The 17,383-nt window shown below is 45.5% G+C and carries 19 protein-coding genes; 10 read left to right on the top strand and 9 right to left on the bottom strand.

The features are described from left to right. Position 1 precedes the first annotated feature (1 nt). From U1F02_RS08895 to U1F02_RS08875, 5 genes are all read left to right on the top strand, one after another. On the top strand, positions 2-682 hold the full coding sequence (locus tag U1F02_RS08895) for an ion channel (RefSeq protein ID WP_409990030.1): 681 nt from the start codon (positions 2-4) through the stop codon (positions 680-682). 136 nt (positions 683-818) lie between these two features. Beyond that, the gene (locus U1F02_RS08890; protein WP_409990029.1) at positions 819-2,387 is read left to right on the top strand and encodes a phage tail sheath family protein; all 1,569 of its coding nucleotides are present in this window, start codon (positions 819-821) and stop codon (positions 2,385-2,387) included. A 237-nt stretch (positions 2,388-2,624) separates the two neighbouring features. After that, positions 2,625-4,202, top strand: coding sequence for a carboxylesterase/lipase family protein (locus tag U1F02_RS08885; protein ID WP_409990028.1), 1,578 nt, complete (start codon positions 2,625-2,627; stop codon positions 4,200-4,202). 29 nt (positions 4,203-4,231) lie between these two features. After that, on the top strand, positions 4,232-5,128 hold the full coding sequence (locus U1F02_RS08880) for a dienelactone hydrolase family protein (protein ID WP_409990027.1): 897 nt from the start codon (positions 4,232-4,234) through the stop codon (positions 5,126-5,128). A gap of 287 nt (positions 5,129-5,415) precedes the next feature. Then, positions 5,416-6,876 carry a glycosyl hydrolase family 8 gene (locus U1F02_RS08875; protein WP_409990026.1) on the top strand — a complete coding sequence of 487 codons (1,461 nt, stop codon included), beginning with the start codon at positions 5,416-5,418 and terminating at the stop codon, positions 6,874-6,876. Positions 6,877-6,946: 70 nt separating this feature from the next. Here U1F02_RS08875 and U1F02_RS08870 read toward each other — a convergent pair whose 3' ends face one another. Then, positions 6,947-7,654 carry a hypothetical protein gene (locus U1F02_RS08870; RefSeq protein ID WP_409990025.1) on the bottom strand — a complete coding sequence of 236 codons (708 nt, stop codon included), beginning with the start codon at positions 7,652-7,654 and terminating at the stop codon, positions 6,947-6,949. An 8-nt stretch (positions 7,655-7,662) separates the two neighbouring features. Further along, complete coding sequence (locus tag U1F02_RS08865; RefSeq protein ID WP_409990024.1) at positions 7,663-8,478, bottom strand: Cof-type HAD-IIB family hydrolase; 816 nt, start codon at positions 8,476-8,478, stop codon at positions 7,663-7,665. Between the two features lie 286 nt (positions 8,479-8,764). Here U1F02_RS08865 and U1F02_RS08860 point away from each other — a divergent pair, with 286 nt between their 5' ends. Next, a complete protein-coding gene (locus U1F02_RS08860; RefSeq protein WP_409990023.1) occupies positions 8,765-9,964 on the top strand; it encodes an alpha/beta hydrolase-fold protein in 1,200 nt (399 codons plus the stop codon). 44 nt (positions 9,965-10,008) lie between these two features. Here the strand turns inward: U1F02_RS08860 and U1F02_RS08855 are convergent, their stop codons facing one another. Beyond that, positions 10,009-10,350, bottom strand: coding sequence for an ArsR/SmtB family transcription factor (locus U1F02_RS08855; protein ID WP_409990022.1), 342 nt, complete (start codon positions 10,348-10,350; stop codon positions 10,009-10,011). A 3-nt stretch (positions 10,351-10,353) separates the two neighbouring features. Next, the gene (locus U1F02_RS08850; protein WP_409990021.1) at positions 10,354-10,827 is read right to left on the bottom strand and encodes an SRPBCC domain-containing protein; all 474 of its coding nucleotides are present in this window, start codon (positions 10,825-10,827) and stop codon (positions 10,354-10,356) included. A gap of 144 nt (positions 10,828-10,971) precedes the next feature. Here U1F02_RS08850 and U1F02_RS08845 point away from each other — a divergent pair, with 144 nt between their 5' ends. Both U1F02_RS08845 and cysC read left to right on the top strand, forming a co-directional pair. After that, complete coding sequence (locus U1F02_RS08845; RefSeq protein WP_409990020.1) at positions 10,972-11,667, top strand: tRNA (adenine(22)-N(1))-methyltransferase; 696 nt, start codon at positions 10,972-10,974, stop codon at positions 11,665-11,667. A gap of 74 nt (positions 11,668-11,741) precedes the next feature. Next, complete coding sequence (gene cysC, locus U1F02_RS08840; protein WP_409990019.1) at positions 11,742-12,290, top strand: adenylyl-sulfate kinase; 549 nt, start codon at positions 11,742-11,744, stop codon at positions 12,288-12,290. A 15-nt stretch (positions 12,291-12,305) separates the two neighbouring features. Here the strand turns inward: cysC and U1F02_RS08835 are convergent, their stop codons facing one another. After that, the gene (locus U1F02_RS08835) at positions 12,306-12,785 is read right to left on the bottom strand and encodes a tetratricopeptide repeat protein (protein WP_409990018.1); all 480 of its coding nucleotides are present in this window, start codon (positions 12,783-12,785) and stop codon (positions 12,306-12,308) included. A gap of 162 nt (positions 12,786-12,947) precedes the next feature. Between U1F02_RS08835 and U1F02_RS08830 the strand changes: the two genes are divergently transcribed. Then, a complete protein-coding gene (locus U1F02_RS08830; RefSeq protein WP_409990017.1) occupies positions 12,948-13,193 on the top strand; it encodes a DUF2934 domain-containing protein in 246 nt (81 codons plus the stop codon). Between the two features lie 79 nt (positions 13,194-13,272). Here U1F02_RS08830 and U1F02_RS08825 read toward each other — a convergent pair whose 3' ends face one another. From U1F02_RS08825 to rsmD, 4 genes are all read right to left on the bottom strand, one after another. Beyond that, positions 13,273-13,965 (bottom strand): pirin family protein, encoded by a 693-nt coding sequence (locus tag U1F02_RS08825; RefSeq protein ID WP_409990016.1) that lies wholly within the window; start codon positions 13,963-13,965, stop codon positions 13,273-13,275. Positions 13,966-14,188: 223 nt separating this feature from the next. Further along, a complete protein-coding gene (locus tag U1F02_RS08820; protein WP_409990015.1) occupies positions 14,189-14,935 on the bottom strand; it encodes an SDR family oxidoreductase in 747 nt (248 codons plus the stop codon). A 35-nt stretch (positions 14,936-14,970) separates the two neighbouring features. After that, entirely contained in the window at positions 14,971-15,450 is a 480-nt protein-coding gene (gene coaD / locus U1F02_RS08815) for a pantetheine-phosphate adenylyltransferase (protein WP_409990014.1), read from the bottom strand. 125 nt (positions 15,451-15,575) lie between these two features. Next, complete coding sequence (gene rsmD, locus U1F02_RS08810; protein ID WP_409990013.1) at positions 15,576-16,181, bottom strand: 16S rRNA (guanine(966)-N(2))-methyltransferase RsmD; 606 nt, start codon at positions 16,179-16,181, stop codon at positions 15,576-15,578. A 140-nt stretch (positions 16,182-16,321) separates the two neighbouring features. Between rsmD and ftsY the strand changes: the two genes are divergently transcribed. Beyond that, on the top strand, positions 16,322-17,377 hold the full coding sequence (gene ftsY, locus U1F02_RS08805; protein WP_409990012.1) for a signal recognition particle-docking protein FtsY: 1,056 nt from the start codon (positions 16,322-16,324) through the stop codon (positions 17,375-17,377). The last annotated feature ends 6 nt before the right edge of the window (positions 17,378-17,383 follow it).

Here is a 17,383-nt window from a genome sequence, read left to right as displayed (position 1 = left end):
TATGGCACATTTTCCTATTTTGCATCTCACCACGCGGCATCCATCAGCAATTCTATTGGTGGTTCAGTTGGCGGGGATGTTGCTCTACCCTTTTCTTGAGGGAACCCATGCGGGGTTGGTAGCGTTTAATGCTTTTGGTGTAACTGTGTTAACGCTGACTACATTGATGGTGCGGCGCACACCGGGTTTAATTTGGATTAGTGGCAGCTTGGCAACGGCGATCATTGTGCTTTTGATGCTGCAAACATTTTTTTCTATGAATCAACTACTGCCGTGGAGTGCGGGGCTTGAGGCGATTTTTTATTTCTACGCTGCCGCTAGTTTGATTGCGTACATGATGGAAGACCAGCGCGCTACTACCGACGAGCTGTTTGCCGCGGGTGCGACATTTACTTTGTTGGCGTGGGGTTTTACGCATTTGTTTATGTTGATTCAATTTTTGGAGCCGGGCACTTTTGCTGCTGCCGTTAATCCGCAAGAAATGCGTACCTGGACTGAGCTTAATTATTTGAGCTTTGCGTTGCTCTCCAGTACCGGTATTGGCGACGTTATACCGCTAACTCCGCACGCGCGTGCAGTGGCAAGCGTCGAAATGTTTGTAGGCTTGTTGTATTTGGCGGGCGTGGTCGCGCGCTTGATTGGCTTGATGCAATTGCATCAAGATGACGCGGGAAAAGCCTGACCGAGTTGGCACCGCAGTGGGATGGTTATTTTAACTAGCACCAAAGCAAATCAGTTCAGAGTAGACTTAGGCTAGTGTCATTAGTGGTTTGCTTCATAAAAAGGTATTTAATCGCAATCAACCAAGAGGGAACCCTATGCCTAGTTACACAGCCCCCGGTGTTTATATAGAAGAAATTCCCAAATTCCCAAATTCGGTAGTGCCTGTGCCCACGGCGATTCCAGCGTTTATTGGTTACACGCCCAAGGCGGAGCATTTGGGTAAGTCGGTTTACTTTAAGCCGCAGCGCATTAATTCGTTGCTAGAATTTGAACAAATCTTTTTATTGCCTACACCTGCGCAAGCAGTAGACTCTGCGAAGCAATACAGCCCAAATTATTATGTAGAGCCGCAATCTAAAAAAAGTACCGCACCTAATTGTTTGGATATTGCGGGCGCGACTTACGCGATTCTGCCTGACCCAAGCACCATCTATTATTTGTATAACAGCGTGCGTTTGTTTTACCAAAACGGCGTGGGCGCGGCTTATATTGTGTCTGTTGGGAAATATGGTCCTGTAAAAAAGAAATCGCTTGCGGGCCCTACAAAGCAAATTGTGAACCCCAATGTAAAACTTACCCATTTGAAAAAAGGTTTGGCGGCGTTAAAGAAAGAACAGGAACCCACGATATATGTTTGCCCCGATGCAACTTTGTTATCAGTGGCAAATAATAAATCGCTCATGCAAGCCATGTTGCAACAAGCGGAAGCTATGCAAACGGCGTTTTGCGTTTTTGATGTAATCGGCGGCGATAAACCTGATTCGTTTGGTTACTCAACCGATATTCAAACTTTCCGCGATAGTGTTGGCGTAAACAGTTTGAAATATGGCGCTTGTTATTATCCCTTTGTATGTACCAATATCATGCAATCCGGTGAGTTGGATTTTACAAATTTCTTTGGTGGCGATATTACAAAACTGCAATCGCTACTCGCGCCCTCACCTAATTCGCCTGCGTCTCAAGTCTTGCTGGCTATTCAAAATCCTCCTGCCAATCCTTTAAGCAATAGCCAACAACAAGCGGCGCTTTTAGCGGTTAGCCCTTTATACAAAACGATTTTTGATTTAACGCTGAAATCCGCAAATATTTTGCCAGCGTGCGGTGCTATTGCAGGTGTGTATAAATCTGTAGATGACTCGCGCGGCGTGTGGAAAGCGCCTGCCAATGTAAGCCTAAATAACGTAGTGGGTTTACCCATTCAGCTTACAGACCAACAACAAGATTCATTAAATGTAGATTCCAGCGCGGGTAAATCTATTAACGTGATTCGCTCATTTGCTGGAAAAGGAATTTTAATTTGGGGCTCTCGCACCTTGGCGGGTAACGATAACGAATGGCGCTATGTGCCCGTGCGCAGAACCATTACGTTTATTGAGCAATCGATAAAGCAGAGCTTACAGGCTTATGTATTTGAACCCAACGATGCAAACACCTGGGTGAAAGTTCGCGCCACGATCGAAAATTTCTTAACCAATCTTTGGCGGCAAGGCGCATTTCAAGGGGCTAAACCAGAGCATGCATTTTTCGTCAGCGTTGGTTTGGGCAACACCATGACAGCAGACGATATTCTAAATGGCATGATGCGTATTCAAATTGGCGTCGCCATAGTTCGGCCTGCAGAATTTATTATCACTAGCATCAGCCAAAAAATGGTTTCGGCTTAGTTAATATTAACGACCCGCAATTCATCTCTACGAATGTTTAAACATTGTGCAAATGTTGTAGATTCAACATTCATTTGTATTACAATCAGCTAAATAACTTTTGCACATCTACAACAATAAACTCCATTTTCATTAGTAAACACGCGGTGCATAAATCCCTGCTTTGCTGCGCGTGCGCAACACCACAAAAAACAAAAGGTTAAACACAACGCTTCTTAACAATAAAAGTAGGTTCCTATGAAAAACCTTACGCGCTTGAGCACTTATTCTCTTTTTATCGCGAGTGTCCTCACCGGTTTATGGCTTACAGCCTGTAGTCCCACGGGTAATCAGCATCAAAAAGAACCCATCGTAAAAACCAATTACGGTTCAATTTCGGGCAGCTTTGAAGACGGTGTTTTCAGTTTCAAAGGCGTTCCTTACGCGAAGGCGAATCGATTCATGCCGCCGCAAGCGCCTGATTCGTGGGAAGGTGTGCATGAACATACCAAGTTCGGCCCAATCGCAATGCAGGTGAATGCTTGGTCGCCAGAAACGGCGATGAACGAACAAAAATTATTTACCGTGAACGTGTGGACCCGTGGCATCAACGATGGCAAAAAAAGGCCGGTGATGTTTTGGTTGCACGGCGGTGGCTTCGGCGTGGGCGCGAGTGATGATCCGATTACCGATGGAAAAATGCTCGCGCAAAAAGGCGATGTTGTTTTGGTCTCGGTAAATCACCGTTTAAACATTATGGGCTTTTTGGATTTGTCGGCTTATGGCGACCAATACGCGAGTTCTGCCAACGTGGGCATGTTAGATGTGGTTGCGGCTTTGCAATGGGTGAATAAAAACATTCGCAACTTTGGTGGCGATCCCAAAAACGTAACCATTCTCGGTGAATCTGGCGGTGGCGGTAAAGTCGGTACTTTGTTGTCTATGCCTGCAGCGCAAGGCTTATTTCACAAAGCCATTATTCAAAGCGGCACACTCTTGAATGTAATGACCAAAGAAAAATCTTTGCAAGTGGGTAAAGCTTTAGTCGAAGAACTTGGTTTGAATAAAGATAACGTCAGCGAGATCAACAATATTCCTTACAAAAGATTAGTGGAAGCTGGTAATAAAGCCTTAGAAAGAACCGTTGGTTTGCGAACACCCGGTTCAACCACCATGGTTGGGTTTGCGCCCGTTCCGGATGGCGTTAATTTATTACAACAACCTTTTACGCCAGATTTTGCGGATATTTCTAAAGACATTCCTATTTTGATGGGCACTACATTAAATGAGTTGGTAAAAGTTGCTTACGGCGAAAAAAATCTCACCATGGATGAGGCCAAAAAACGTTTGGAAAAAATCTACGGCGACAAAACCGAGACTTACCTAAAACTCTTTGAAAAAACTTATCCAAACGCAACACCGCAAGATTTGGTTTCTATAGACACGCTCTTCCGCCCCAACACAATTATTACGGCGGATGCACGCTCCGCTAAAACCAAAGCACCCGTGTACAACTATTTATTAACGTGGAAAAGCGATGTCGATAACAGCTCTAAAGGCTCCTTCCACGGCTTGGATATTCCCTTGGCGTTTAAAAATATTGAACTCGGCAAACATTGGACAGGTACTAGCGACGATGCGAAAAATCTTGCAGAGAAAATGAGTTCGGCGTGGATTAATTTTGCAAGAACCGGCAACCCTAACGATAAATCTTTGCCAGCATGGAAACCTTATACCGCCGAGAATGGCGAAACTATGATTTTTGATAAAGAGCCAAAAATTGTTCACAACCAAGACAGAGAATTGATGCAGCTGATCAAATCTGTTCGTAAATAATGACCGCGTTTAACAATAGGATTAAACATATGAAAAAAATAACCTCTGCATTATTACTGTGGGTGATGGCAGCTGCAGTGCCATCGTTTGCGCAAGAAGTGGCTTCTCGTGTTGTTGAAGATGGCGGTACTGGAAAATATTCCGCGGTGATGATTACGGATGCCTCCTTACCAACACACACCATTTTCAGGCCAAAAGATATTGATGGCTTTAAAGGCAAAAAAGCCTTGCCTTTAATTGTGTGGGGTAACGGTGCTTGTTTTGATTCACCTTTTGAGCACGTAAACTTCCTCAATGAAATTGCGTCGCACGGATTTATGGTAGTTGCTATTGGCACCATGCCCAAAGAGACCGGTGAGCAAAATAAAGGCCGCTCTGTTGCAACAAAATTAAAAGATGCAATGGATTGGGCGATTGCGCAAAACAGCGATAAGCAAAGCGCTTACTACAAAAAAATTGATACCAAAAATATTGGTATTGCCGGTATGTCCTGTGGTGGTTTGCAAGCTTTGGAAATTGCGCCAGATCCACGCGTAAAAACTTTACTGGTTGCTAACAGCGGAATTTTTATTGAAGCCATGCGTGGCAACGCTATGCCCAATATGCCGCAGTTGGATAAAACCCATCTCACCAAAATTCACACGCCTACACTTTACCTTTTGGGTGGCCCATCTGATATCGCTTACAAAAACGGTATGGATGACGTTGCGCATTTGAACCATGTTCCCGTATTTGTTGGCAACTTGGATGTTGGCCACGGTGGTACCTACGCAAAACCTCATGGCGGTGATTTTGCGAAAGTGGCTACTGCATGGTTCAGCTGGAAATTAAAAGGCGATAAAAAAGCGAGCAAGCTGTTTACCGGCGAAACACCAGACATCACCAAAATGCCTGGTTGGAGTTTTGAGAAAAAGAATATGAAATAAGTGTTAGTGAAGGCAGCTTTGGTTGATTTAGACCGAAGTTGCTTTTGCCTTTCAATTTGACTAAGTTGTAACTCCTGCCTTTACTTAAATTCAATTGCTTTGCCGAGAGTTGGGTTTTTAGTTTGCCTGCTTAGATTCGCTTCACGTCTTGCGCAACTCACGGTTCATGTAATCGGTTGCCATGTAATCCTATGTAAAAAGACGTGAATATTGTTTTGGTTAACGCCTTAATAGACATCACAAAAAATACAAAACACTTGCCACTCGTACACCACAGAGAAAATGACATGAAACTCAAATCCCTTGTCGCCCTAATGGCAATCGCCACCAGCGTTGCTTTCGTAACACCTGCATTTGCGGCTGAACCCGCTAGCAGTGTAAGCAAAACCGCAGCAGCATTAACCTTGGATGACGGCGCTGGTGCTTATAAATCCGGCCAATATCCCAACTTGTTTGTTGAGCGTTTGCATAAAACGCCAGAGGAGACACGCGCGCGTATTGAACAAGCGTTTCAGAAATTTTTTCACGGCGATGGTCAAGAAGAGCGCGTTTATTTTGAAACGGGCGCTAACGAAAATGGGCCGCTCGCTTACATTACCGATTGGGCAAATAATGATGCGCGCAGCGAAGGCATGAGTTACGGCATGATGATCGCTGTGCAATTAGGTAAAAAGCGCGAGTTCGATGCAATTTGGAACTGGTCAAAAACTTACATGCTGAACACAGATCCTGCGAATCCATCGCGTGGGTATTTTGCGTGGTCAATGAATACCGATGGAACTCCGCGTTCAACCAGCGCAGCGCCCGATGGTGAAATGTATTACGCCATGGCTTTGTATTTTGCAGCGAACCGTTGGGGCAATGGCAAAGGCATTTACAACTATCAACAAGAAGCGGACACAATTTTGCGTGGCATGCGTCACCACGGAGTTTTAACCGGCACTACGCCTTTCCGCGTGCATGCAAATGATCCTATTCCGGTTGAACCTGAAACTGGTTGGCCGAGCCCAAACAATCGCACAGAACAAGCAAAAGCTGCGAAAGAAGGTAAGCCATGGCCGCCCTTCAAGCGCAGCAATAAGCCACGCCAAGTAAGCGTTGGCCCAATGGTTGATGAAGAACACGCAATGGTTCGTTTTGTGCCAGAAACCAATTTACCCGGCACAGATCCTTCTTATCATTTGCCAGCCTTTTATGAATTGTGGGCGCGTTGGGCACCCAAAGAAGAGCGCGCATTTTGGGCGCGCGCTGCAGCGGCAAGCCGCGATTTATTCCACAAAGCAGCGCATCCCGAAACGGGCCTATCACCAGACCGCACCGATTATGACGGTACACCTTCAATGGGTTGGGATGGCAAGCCAAGTATTTATGCCTACGACAGTTGGAGAACTATCAGCAACATGGCGGTGGATTACAGCTGGTTTAGAAAAGACCCGCGCCAAACGCAATTGAGCGATCGCTACCAAAAATTTTTGTTCAAACAAGGTTTAAGTACTTTCGCGGATAAATACACGCTGGATGGAAAACCTGCATCAGATCGCCATTCAGTGGGCATGTTGGCTGCGGCTGCAGCGGGCGGCTTGGCTGCAACACCCGGTGAAATTTCTGACGCGTTTTTACAAGAGTTTTGGAACACGCCTATGCCTGTGGGTGAACAGCGCTATTTCGATGGCATGTTGTATATTTTCAACATGATGCATTTGAGTGGCGAGTTCCGCGTGATTGAACCGCGTAAAACACTTAAATAAAATCCTGTGTTCTGGAGCGGACAGCATTTACTTTATATACAAAGTAGATGTTGTCCGAAACTCCACAAGGCTAACCTTTTAAAAACCAATCATCGCGATAAGTTTTTACCAAATCCGGGTAAAACACGGTGAGCGCGGTGGCAATAGTTCCATTGACAAAACCTTCCGGAAAAGCCATTAGTAAGAAAGGGAAAAAATATTCCTGGATAACCTCAAAATAAATTTCATCCCCGGTTATTGTGAATAACAAATAAGCGCTAATATCTGTGAGGATACAGCTTGCAATCGCACCGAAAAAACCAACGCCCAAAAAATAGGTAAACGGATTTTTAAATTTCCAGCGATTAACAAACCAAATCACACAACAGGTCCAACCCACAGGCACAGCAACGCTTAAACAAAAATCGACGGGAACTGTGCTGAGATTAATGTTTGCGAGTGCAACGTCTAGACCCATAGTCGTGCTGTGTAAACTTATTTGCAAAATCTTCAGTACGATCAATGCAGTAGCGCCAATCAGCACCGCAAGCCCCCACCCGAACACCATGGTCGTTACCGTCATTAACATGATGTGAAAAGCCATAATGCCTTGCACGTGAGCTTGCATTAACCACAAAATCGCTAAGCCTATGACCGCCGCAAATAATGCATGTTGTCGTATTTGTACCGCCAGTAGCTGCGGCCAGGCAGCGCGCCAACAGGCAGCAGCGAGTACCAATAGCGTGGTACATAAGCTAACCCAAAATAACAGCGTGGCAGGTGGCAGTAGAATGTTCATTGTATTGGTTAGTGTTTCAAAATGTGCTCGTTGATAAAATGCGCTACGCCATCGTCTGTGTTTGCCTTTGTACGTTGGGCATTTGGAAAAAGCGCAGCAAGATTTTTAACAGCGTTTTGCATCAAAATCGGGTGCGCTACGGTTTTAAACAATTCCATGTCGTTCATGCTATCGCCAAACGCCATTGTTTGATGCAAGGGAACACCCGTTTTAGCAAGCAGCAGCTTTAATGCATCACCCTTTGAAATATTTTTCTGCATGATTTCCAAATAATTATCATCCGAAAAGGTCACGTTCAAACTCTCGACTATGTGCGCTGGAATCTGTTCGCGCAAAGCGAGGAGTTCACGGTGTTCACCATAAAACATAATTTTTAATGCAGGGCTAGTGCGCATTTCCTGTTGGGTGGTTTCGCGGTAAAAGAATTTCGATCGCAAATGTGCTTTAAGCATTTGTTCGCAAGGCCGGCACACTAACCATTCACTATTCGTGTAAAGGTTTGTATATACCTGAAATTGGTTGCCCAAACTGATAAGCACTTCATTGGCGTCGAGGGGCAAGGTTTGTGATGCAATCAACTCCCCCTTTGCGTTGTGCATATTTGCTCCATTGCAGGTGATGGCGGCAATGTCTCCACCGAGTTGATCTATATAACAGCGGATATCGTTGATGTGGCGGCCGGTGGCGATAATCAAATTCGCCTTTCGTGTACCTAATTCTTTGAGCGTGGTAAGTGTATTGGCGGAAAGCTCATGGTGCTCGTTCAGCAGAGTTCCATCCATATCAAAAATAAAGGTATTTATGTCGTTGTAATCGGTGCTCATGTAAATGCTCAATAGAGAAAAGTGATACCCAGTATAAGGCGCGCGGTATGCGGCTCATATCTATTTCTTATCTTAACAATTTCTTCAACATTTATCGGACATTTGTGGTTAGTATACTCAGGCACTCTTCTGGCTTAAGCGCCACAGCAAGTGTTATGCGATCATCCACCGTTTAACAAACCGACGACAACATTTACATAATAGAATGTGGATACGCACCAGCGAACCGAAAAAACAATAGTGACTCAGCTTCGCTGAAAATAAAACAATTAACGAGGAAAACGAAATGAATCATTTCACAATGGCTATTCGATTGTTTTTGTTGTCGTGTTTGATTACCGCGCCTGTGTTCGCAGACGTAAATGATTTTGTGCCTGCGACAACGAACGTAATGGGTGCCAAATATCCACAGGTCAATAGCGAAGGTCGTGTTAAGTTGCAAATAAAAGCGCCTGATGCTGTAAAAGTAGGTGTGAATTTTTGGAGTGGCCCCAAAATGGACATGACCAAAAATGCTGATGGCGTTTGGGAGGTCACTACACCTGCTCAGGTACCCGGTTTGCATTACTACACGCTCATGATTGACGGTGTAGGCGCAAGTGACCCAAACAGCAAAGCCTTTTTTGGTGGCAGTCGTTACGTTAGCGCGGTGGAAATTCCCGAGCCAGGTTCTGATTATTATTTGAAAAAAGATGTGCCTGCCGGCCAGGTGCGCGACATTTGGTATTTCTCTAAAGTAACGAGCGGTTGGCGCCATGCAATGGTTTATTTGCCACCACAATATGAAAAGCAAATTAAAAAGCGCTTTCCCGTTCTTTATTTACAACACGGTGGCGGTGAAGATGAGACGGGTTGGATAAGACAAGGCAATGCCAATTTTATTATGGACAATTTAATTGCCGAAGGAAAAGCCAAGCCGATGATTATTGTTATGGCAAATGGTTACCCTACTCGCCCGAATCAAGTTGAACCTGATTTGAGCAAAGTGGAGCGCGGTTCGCCAGAATGGGTGAAAGCCTTTGAAAAGCGCATGGAAGTTTTTAACGAAGAAATCACGCAAGTATTGATTCCGTATATCGATAAAGAATACAGAACGCTCACCGATCGTGATAACCGCGCTATGGCAGGTCTTTCAATGGGAGGTATGCAAACTTATTACGTTACTACCAAAAATTTGCCATTGTTTTCATACATCGGTGGATTCAGTGGAGCGGGCGGCTTTTTGAGTGGTGGAAAATTTGATCCCAAAACCGATTTCTCTGGCGCATTTGCAGATCCCGATGCCTTCGCGAAAAAAGTACATTTACTGTGGTTAGGGATTGGTACTGCAGAACCTGAAAATATGCGCAAAGGCATTCATGGATTGCATAACGGATTAAACGACGCTGGAATCAAGCATGTGTTAGTGGAATCGCAAGGAACCGATCACGAATGGCAAACCTGGCGCCGCAACCTCAATGATTTTGCGCCGCGTTTGTTTAAATAATTAATCTTGTAAACAAAAATGCCACGAAAGTTCGTGGCATTTTTTTAATGTGATTCCACAAGTTTTCGCAATGTACTGAAACGAGAACTCCATAAGTTTCTATGCAACTTTGCAAAATTTTCCATGGTGGCGAGCCCTTCGGGGTTGACTGAACAAATACGTTCGCGTCCTACTTTTTCGGTGCGCACCAATTTTGCAGCTTCCAAAATTTTAATGTGCTGCCCTAATCCAGTAAGCGTAATATTTAAGGGCTCCGCTAGTTGTTTAACGCTTTTGTCACCGTCCATCAGACTAAAAAAAATAGTTCGCCGCTGCTTTTCACCCAACGCAAAAAACAGGGCTTCAATTTCGGGTTGTGGAGTTGATGTAGTGTCTAGATTAGCCACTTGTTAACCACCTATGTAATTGCGTAAATGACCAAACAATTGTGCGAAGCCATTTTTGCGCATTTGTGGCCCGTCCGAACCTTCAAGATAAGTGCCCTGTTGCGTGAGTTTTACCACGGCTTTGCCGTTACGTTCGTAAAACTCAAATGTCTCATTGGTGGCCGAAACGTAATTATTGTGAACAGACATGCGTGATTGAAAAACCAAAAGTTGCTCATCCATTCGAGCAAGGCATTCACTTTCCATGCGGATTTTTAAACCGGGTACTGGTGTCTTATCGTTAAGCGTGAATTCAAAAATTTCTTTGCCACCGACCTGAGCATCTAAAGAATAGTGGTCAGTATCGTGCGTGACACTATGAGCGCCGTCAGCAAACCATTCGCGTTTTATGACCGGGTCTGTAAAGGCGTTAAAAAGTTTTTGTACGGAGCAATTGAACTCCTCAACTATTTCAAAGCTGTCGAACTGAATATTCATGCTGTCCTCCACGGGTTCTGCAATAGTGAATTATTAACTTCAGTATCAATCTAATCTCGTAGAGGCAAATAGTCAAGTTTAAACTTAAGTATTTGTTGGGCTATCTAAACGATAGAATGGGGGTTTTGTATTGGAGACGGATTCTTGAGGCTTGGGAAACGACTTGAACAGCTCAAATCCATGGTTGATTCCGGGTACGACCATATTTGGGATTGCTGTTGCGACCACGGTTTGTTGGGTGCCGCCCTGCTCGCGGAATGCGCAGCGCCCAATGTTCATTTTGTGGATATTGTTTCAGAGCTTATGCAGCAGCTTGAACAAAAACTTAAGCGCTTTTTTCCGCGCGAAAATGCTTCGCAAAATCATTCGCAATGGCACGTTTACTGTGAAGATATTTCCAACTTGCAACCGCAAGAATTAGGCGGCAAGCATTTAATAATCATCGCAGGCGTCGGTGGAAATCTAATCAGCGAATTTGTTAAGAACATCCTCACGAAAAACCCAACAACCGAAATCGACTTTTTGTTGTGCCCCACACTTCATCAATACACTTTACGCCAGCAACTTATCGCGCTGGATTTGCGATTGAAAAGTGAAGTGCTAATTGCGGATAAAAATCGTTACTACGAAATTTTGCTGGTTTCCAATTTAAAGAATTCAAGTTTGAAGGTAAGTGCAACAGGTGAATCAATCTGGCAAGCGAAAAATGCGGCCGATGAAAAAATGATATCCGCCTATTTGCTCAAGACGCTCGCGCACTACAATAGGGTGCAGTTGAATAGCCAATTAGATGTGCGGCAAATTATTGATGCCTATAGTTCTGTTAAATTTACCTCATAGATACAAAAATCAGGTTGATTAACATCAGGCATTTTTCCATTATTCGTTATTGAGTTTGCTAATAAGGTCTTGTCATGCAAAAAGCGCACGTATTATGGTTTACAGGCCTCTCAGGCGCAGGGAAGTCTACTTTGTCAAAAGCGATTCACGAAAAATTGCGTTCTCGTGGATTAGCAACTGTATTAATTGATGGCGATAGGCTTCGTGAAGGCCTGTGTAAGGATTTGGGGTTTTCCCTTAGCGAAAGAACAGAGAATATTCGACGTGCGGCAGAAGTATGCAAATTGTTTCTCGATTCCGGCGTGATAAGTCTTGCAGCATTTATGTCTCCAATGGAAAGCCAGAGATCTCTTGCGCGAGACATTGTCGGAGCCGATAGATTTCTTGAAATTTACTGCAAGTGCTCTTTCGATATTTGCGCCGAGAGAGATGTAAAAGGCATATATAAAAAGGCGATGTCTGGTGAGCTGAAGAATTTTGTAGGCTTGGATGAACCCTATCAAGAACCGGCCAATCCATGGCTGCAAATTGATACGGGCAAGATCTCCATAGAAGAATCCGTTAGATTAATAATGGATTTACTTGATGAAAAATATGCGAGTTATATCAAATCAGACGTTTGAAAAAATAGGAGCGTTTCAATTCGCTCCGCCATAAATAATTTTCAATTCTTCTGCTGCTAAGGCAACACCTTCATCAGCTGCATCCTTCATTAACCTTAATCCGCGATTTTTATCTTGCTTGGTTTGGCTAACGCTGTAATACAAATTAAAACCATAAGTAAATTTTGAATGGGAATGCCCTTGCGCAATTGCACGCTCAAAATATACAGAGGATTGCGCGTCTTCATTTTCAGGTAAATCGCTGTATAAATAGAGCACACCCAAGCGGTAAGACGCTTCTGCGAGTCCGCCTTCGGAAGCTGCTTTTAATAATTCCACGCTACGCTTTTCAAATTCATCGTCGCTTTCGTTCAGACTTTCCAGGCTAAAACTCGAATACAGGAAAAGTGCGTAAGGATCTCGCGCGTTAATGTAAGGTTCAATAAGTTGGTATAGCTCTTCTACATCGCCATTTTCTAACAGGTGTTCAGCTTTTTCTTGTAAATGTGAGTCCATAAAATTTTGTCTTTGTAAGTGATTCGCAGTGATGCTTTGTTGATTGACGCAATATACCTTATTTCGTCGCACATCTTCAGTAATTTACTAAGCGCGATGGCACACAGAAGGGACCGTAAACTACTTGTTATAAAGCACTGTGTTTATCGCTGGAGAAAACCTATGAATGCAAAAGATTATTCAATTCGCACGCTTGCGCATCAATTGTGGGAATCTGAAGGTAAACCCGAAGGTCAAGCGGAGCGTCATTGGCGGCTCGCTGCGCGTTTAATTTCAGGCCAGAAAGATAAAACGCCTCAGCAAGACCAAGATAAGGATAAGCATATAGACAAAAGTGGCCAGAAGCGTTCAACAGATCCGTATGAAGTGAAGGGCCCGCCAGAACCTGAACAACCAGATCAAACTTAAAATCACGTTGGAAAAAAGGAAACAAAAAAGGTTTGCGGAGTTTAATCCGCAAACCTTTTTCATTTATTGCTTAACACTTTTAAGGCAAATCAAACACTAAGGCTTTGACCTTGTTGTTGGTTGCAAGCAATTGCACGTTTTCTACCTTCGTAATTTTCACGCCATCGCCGGGCTTTGCAATTTCGTTTTCAATCTGCAATTCACCTTCAACCACGTGTACGTAATAGTTGCGTTGTGCAGAAGCTTTCAAATCAACCTGTTCACCCGCACCCAAAATTAATTGGTACAAGCGTGCGTCCTGTTTGATAAGCATGCTACCGCTTTCTCCATCTGGGCTTGCCACCAAGGTTAAACCTGGGTTTTGCCCAAAATCTTTTTGTTGGTAACCGGGCGCTTGACCGTAAACATTAGGTTGAATCCAAATTTGTAAAAAGTGCAATTCATTGGTTGATGAGGGATTGAATTCACTGTGACGAATTCCACTACCAGCCGACATCAATTGAAATTCTCCGGGCGGCAAAGTCGCCACGTTGCCTTCGCTGTCTTTGTGGGCGATTTCGCCTTTCAACACGTAGCTAATAATTTCCATATCGCGGTGGCCGTGAGTTTGGAAACCAGCATCGGGCGCAACATGGTCGTCATTAATAACGCGTAGCGCAGAAAAGCCCATGTGCTGTTCATCGTAATAATTGCCAAACGAAAAAGTGTGTTGGCTCTTCAACCAGCCGAAGTCGGCGGCACCGCGTTGGTTACTGCGTCTAATGCTGATCATATGTCACCTCATTAGTGGGCGATGAAAAGCATCGCCGAGTCTGAATAGTTTGGGTGTTGGCGGCGCAAGTCCACCTCACTTGGTATCCACTTTAGGTGTTTATCTACTAACAAAACACAGAAAAAAGCTGAGCAATTTGCGCGATTTTTTCGAATATTCATTAGCTACTCTAGCGAGCTGTTAATGCTTAAAAGGAAGGCTGATTGGTTTTGATGAAGGTGGTTTAGCGCCCGCCGCCGACATCCAGCAAATGACCTGTGGTGTAGGAAGAGTCGTCGGATAACAACCAAAGTACTGCTTGCGCGACCTCTTCGGCTGTACCTGCGCGCTGCATAGGTACAGCAGATTTCAAGCGTTCAATTCTGCCCGGTTCGCCGCCTTTCGCGTGCAGGTCCGTCGCTATGATGCCGGGACGCACAGCATTAACACGAATGCCCTCGCCGATCACTTCTTTCGCTAAACCCAGGGTAAAACTGTCAATTGCACCTTTGGTTGCTGCGTAATCGACGTACTCAAAGGGTGAACCCATGCGCGATGCAATGGACGAAATATTCACGATCGCTCCGCCTTTACCACCTTGGGAAAATGCCATGCGCTTAATGGCTTCGCGCGCGCAAATAAAGCTGCCAATAACGTTGATGCCAAAGAGCTTTTCCAGCTCCTTAACTTCAATGTCGCGCACCAATTTTTGTCGCAAGATGCCGGCATTGTTAATCAAGGCATCCAGTCGACCAAAGTGTTTATCGGTTTCGGAAAAAAGGTTGAGAACATCGGCTTCAACGCTGACGTCAGCGCGAACGAAATGAGTTTTTGCGCCTAAGGATTCCAGCCGTACTGCAAGTTCCTGTGCAAGTTGCTCTTGTGAGTGATAGCTAAAACAAATGTTGTAGCCTTTTTGCGCGGCAAGTAAAGCAGTAGCAGCACCTATACCTTGGCTCCCGCCCGTGATGAGGATTAAGGGTTTATCCATACAAACCTCGCTAGCAAACTACTGTTATTTATCGCTTAGCGCCCAAATTTTTTATGGAGCGCAGCTTCCACTGGTTTAGCGACGAACTTGGTAACATCGCCGCCCAAAAACGCAATTTCACGCACTATCGACGACGAAATATAAGATAAGTGTTCTGCCGGCGTGAGGAAAATGCTTTCCATAGTAGGCGCCAAGGCGCGGTTCATGTTGGCTAACTGAAATTCGTATTCAAAATCGGAGACAGCGCGCAATCCGCGCAATACGGCTTGCGCTTGTTGCTGGCGAATAAACTCCACTAGCAAAATATCAAAACCGCACACTTCTACGTTTGGAATATGCGAAAGTGTTTCCTGCGCCAGCGCAACGCGTTCCTCTAAAGTAAACAGTGGATTCTTTCGATTACTCGCCGCTACTGCCACCACCACTCGGTCAAATAAGCGACATGCGCGCTCAACTAAATCGATGTGACCATTAGTGATAGGGTCGAAGGTGCCGGGGTAAACCACTTTGCGCATGGGAGAGTCTCTTGAGAGCTGGATGTGAGTTCCAGGGGCTTATTGTGTGCGGCATAGTAAACAATTTGGGTTGCTAGCACAAAAAGCATAGCTCCCTTTGATGTAATGGCTTGCTGTAAATTTTTCTAAACAAGCTCGCGATAAAACAGCCGGTAGCTTACTGCGCCGGCGTGTTTGTCGCGGTGCAGTTGCCAGTTGATGGGCGGGGCGTAGTGGTCGTCTCGCCCGGATTCAATGTAGATAGTCGCGTTTTCCGCTAACCAATTTCCCGCTTCCAGCGCCTCGATAACCTCCTGCCACAGCTTTAGCTGAAATGGCGGGTCGATAAAAATGATGTGATAAGGCGTGTCTGCGTTGCCCTTGCGTAACATCTCCATCACGTCTGCATTCAGAACGCGTCCGCTGTCTGCTTTAAGCAGTTCCAGATTTGATCGGAGTTGGGCAGCAGCTTTGCTGTCGCGCTCTACCAGTAAACTCACTTCCGCTCCGCGCGATAAAGCTTCGATGCCCAAGGCGCCCGAACCTGCAAATAAATCCAGGCAGCGCGCGCCTTGAATCTCCGGCGCTAACCAGTTGAACAGGGTTTCGCGGATGCGATCTCCGGTGGGGCGCAAACCCTCCACGTCAGGGAATGCGAGCTTTCGGCCGCGCCAAAGACCGCCAATAATACGAAGTTGATTGTTTGTAGCAGGTTTTAAAGCGGCTTTAGGCGAAGTTCGCGCAGGTTTCACAGTCTTATTCTCAAATCTTGAAATAGCAGTGGTAGGTTTTAATGGTAGGATAGGGTTTTTACTAGCATAACGGTTTTTTACGGCTCGCGGTTAATTCGGGGTCGGCCGTATCATTCAAGTATCCAGTCAGAACTGTATTTATGTTTTCCAAGTTTTTTAAGAAATCCGAACCTGCTCCCGCTGAATCGCAAACTCCTGCTGCGGAATCTCCCGCTGTTGTTGAAACGCCCGCCGCAGAGGCCGAAGCACCCGCAAAGCTCGGTTTTTTCGCTCGCATCAAACAAGGCTTAAGCCGCACCAGCAGCAATTTTGCACAAGGCATTGGCAATCTGATTCTCGGTCGTAAAGAAATTGACGATGATTTGTTCGAGGAGTTGGAGTCTCAGCTGTTGGTTGCCGACGTCGGCTTGGACGCAACCACGGAGATCATCAACAACCTCACCCAAGCCGTTGCGCGCAAACAATTAGCGGATGGCGATGCGCTCTATGCCGCCTTGCGCGAGCAACTGGCGTTGTTGTTGAGCCCCGTTGAAAAGCCGCTGGTGGTTGAAAACCGCGTGGTAGATGGCATTAAAAAGCCTTATGTGATTTTGGTAGTGGGCGTGAATGGCGTGGGCAAAACCACGACTATCGGTAAGCTCGCCAAACGCCTGCAAGGTCAAGGCAAGAAAGTCATGCTGGCTGCGGGCGATACCTTCCGTGCCGCCGCTGTTGAGCAATTACAAGTCTGGGGCGAGCGCAATCAGGTTCCGGTGATTGCCCAGCACACGGGCGCTGATTCGGCCTCGGTGATTTACGATGCCCTGCAAGCCGCACAATCCCGCGGTTTGGATGTATTGATCGCCGATACCGCTGGCCGCCTGCACAATAAAGATCACTTGATGGATGAACTTGCCAAGGTAAAACGAGTCTTGGCCAAGTTAGACGCGAACGCACCCGATGAAGTGCTATTGGTGCTGGATGCGGGAACCGGCCAGAACGCCGTTAACCAAGCGCAACAGTTTATTGAGGCAGCTGGTGTCACCGGCATCGCCCTTACCAAGCTGGATGGCACGGCGAAAGGCGGCGTAATCTTCGCGCTGAGTAAAAAGTTTGGCCTGCCGGTACGCTTTATCGGCGTTGGTGAGGGCATAGACGATCTGCAACCCTTCGCAGCTGAGCCGTTTGTGGAAGCCTTGTTCACTACACAAGAATAATCTCAA

Source organism: Cellvibrio sp., from assembly GCF_046347455.1.
GTDB lineage: Bacteria > Pseudomonadota > Gammaproteobacteria > Pseudomonadales > Cellvibrionaceae > Cellvibrio.
This window is presented reverse-complemented; position numbering and strand designations above follow the sequence as displayed.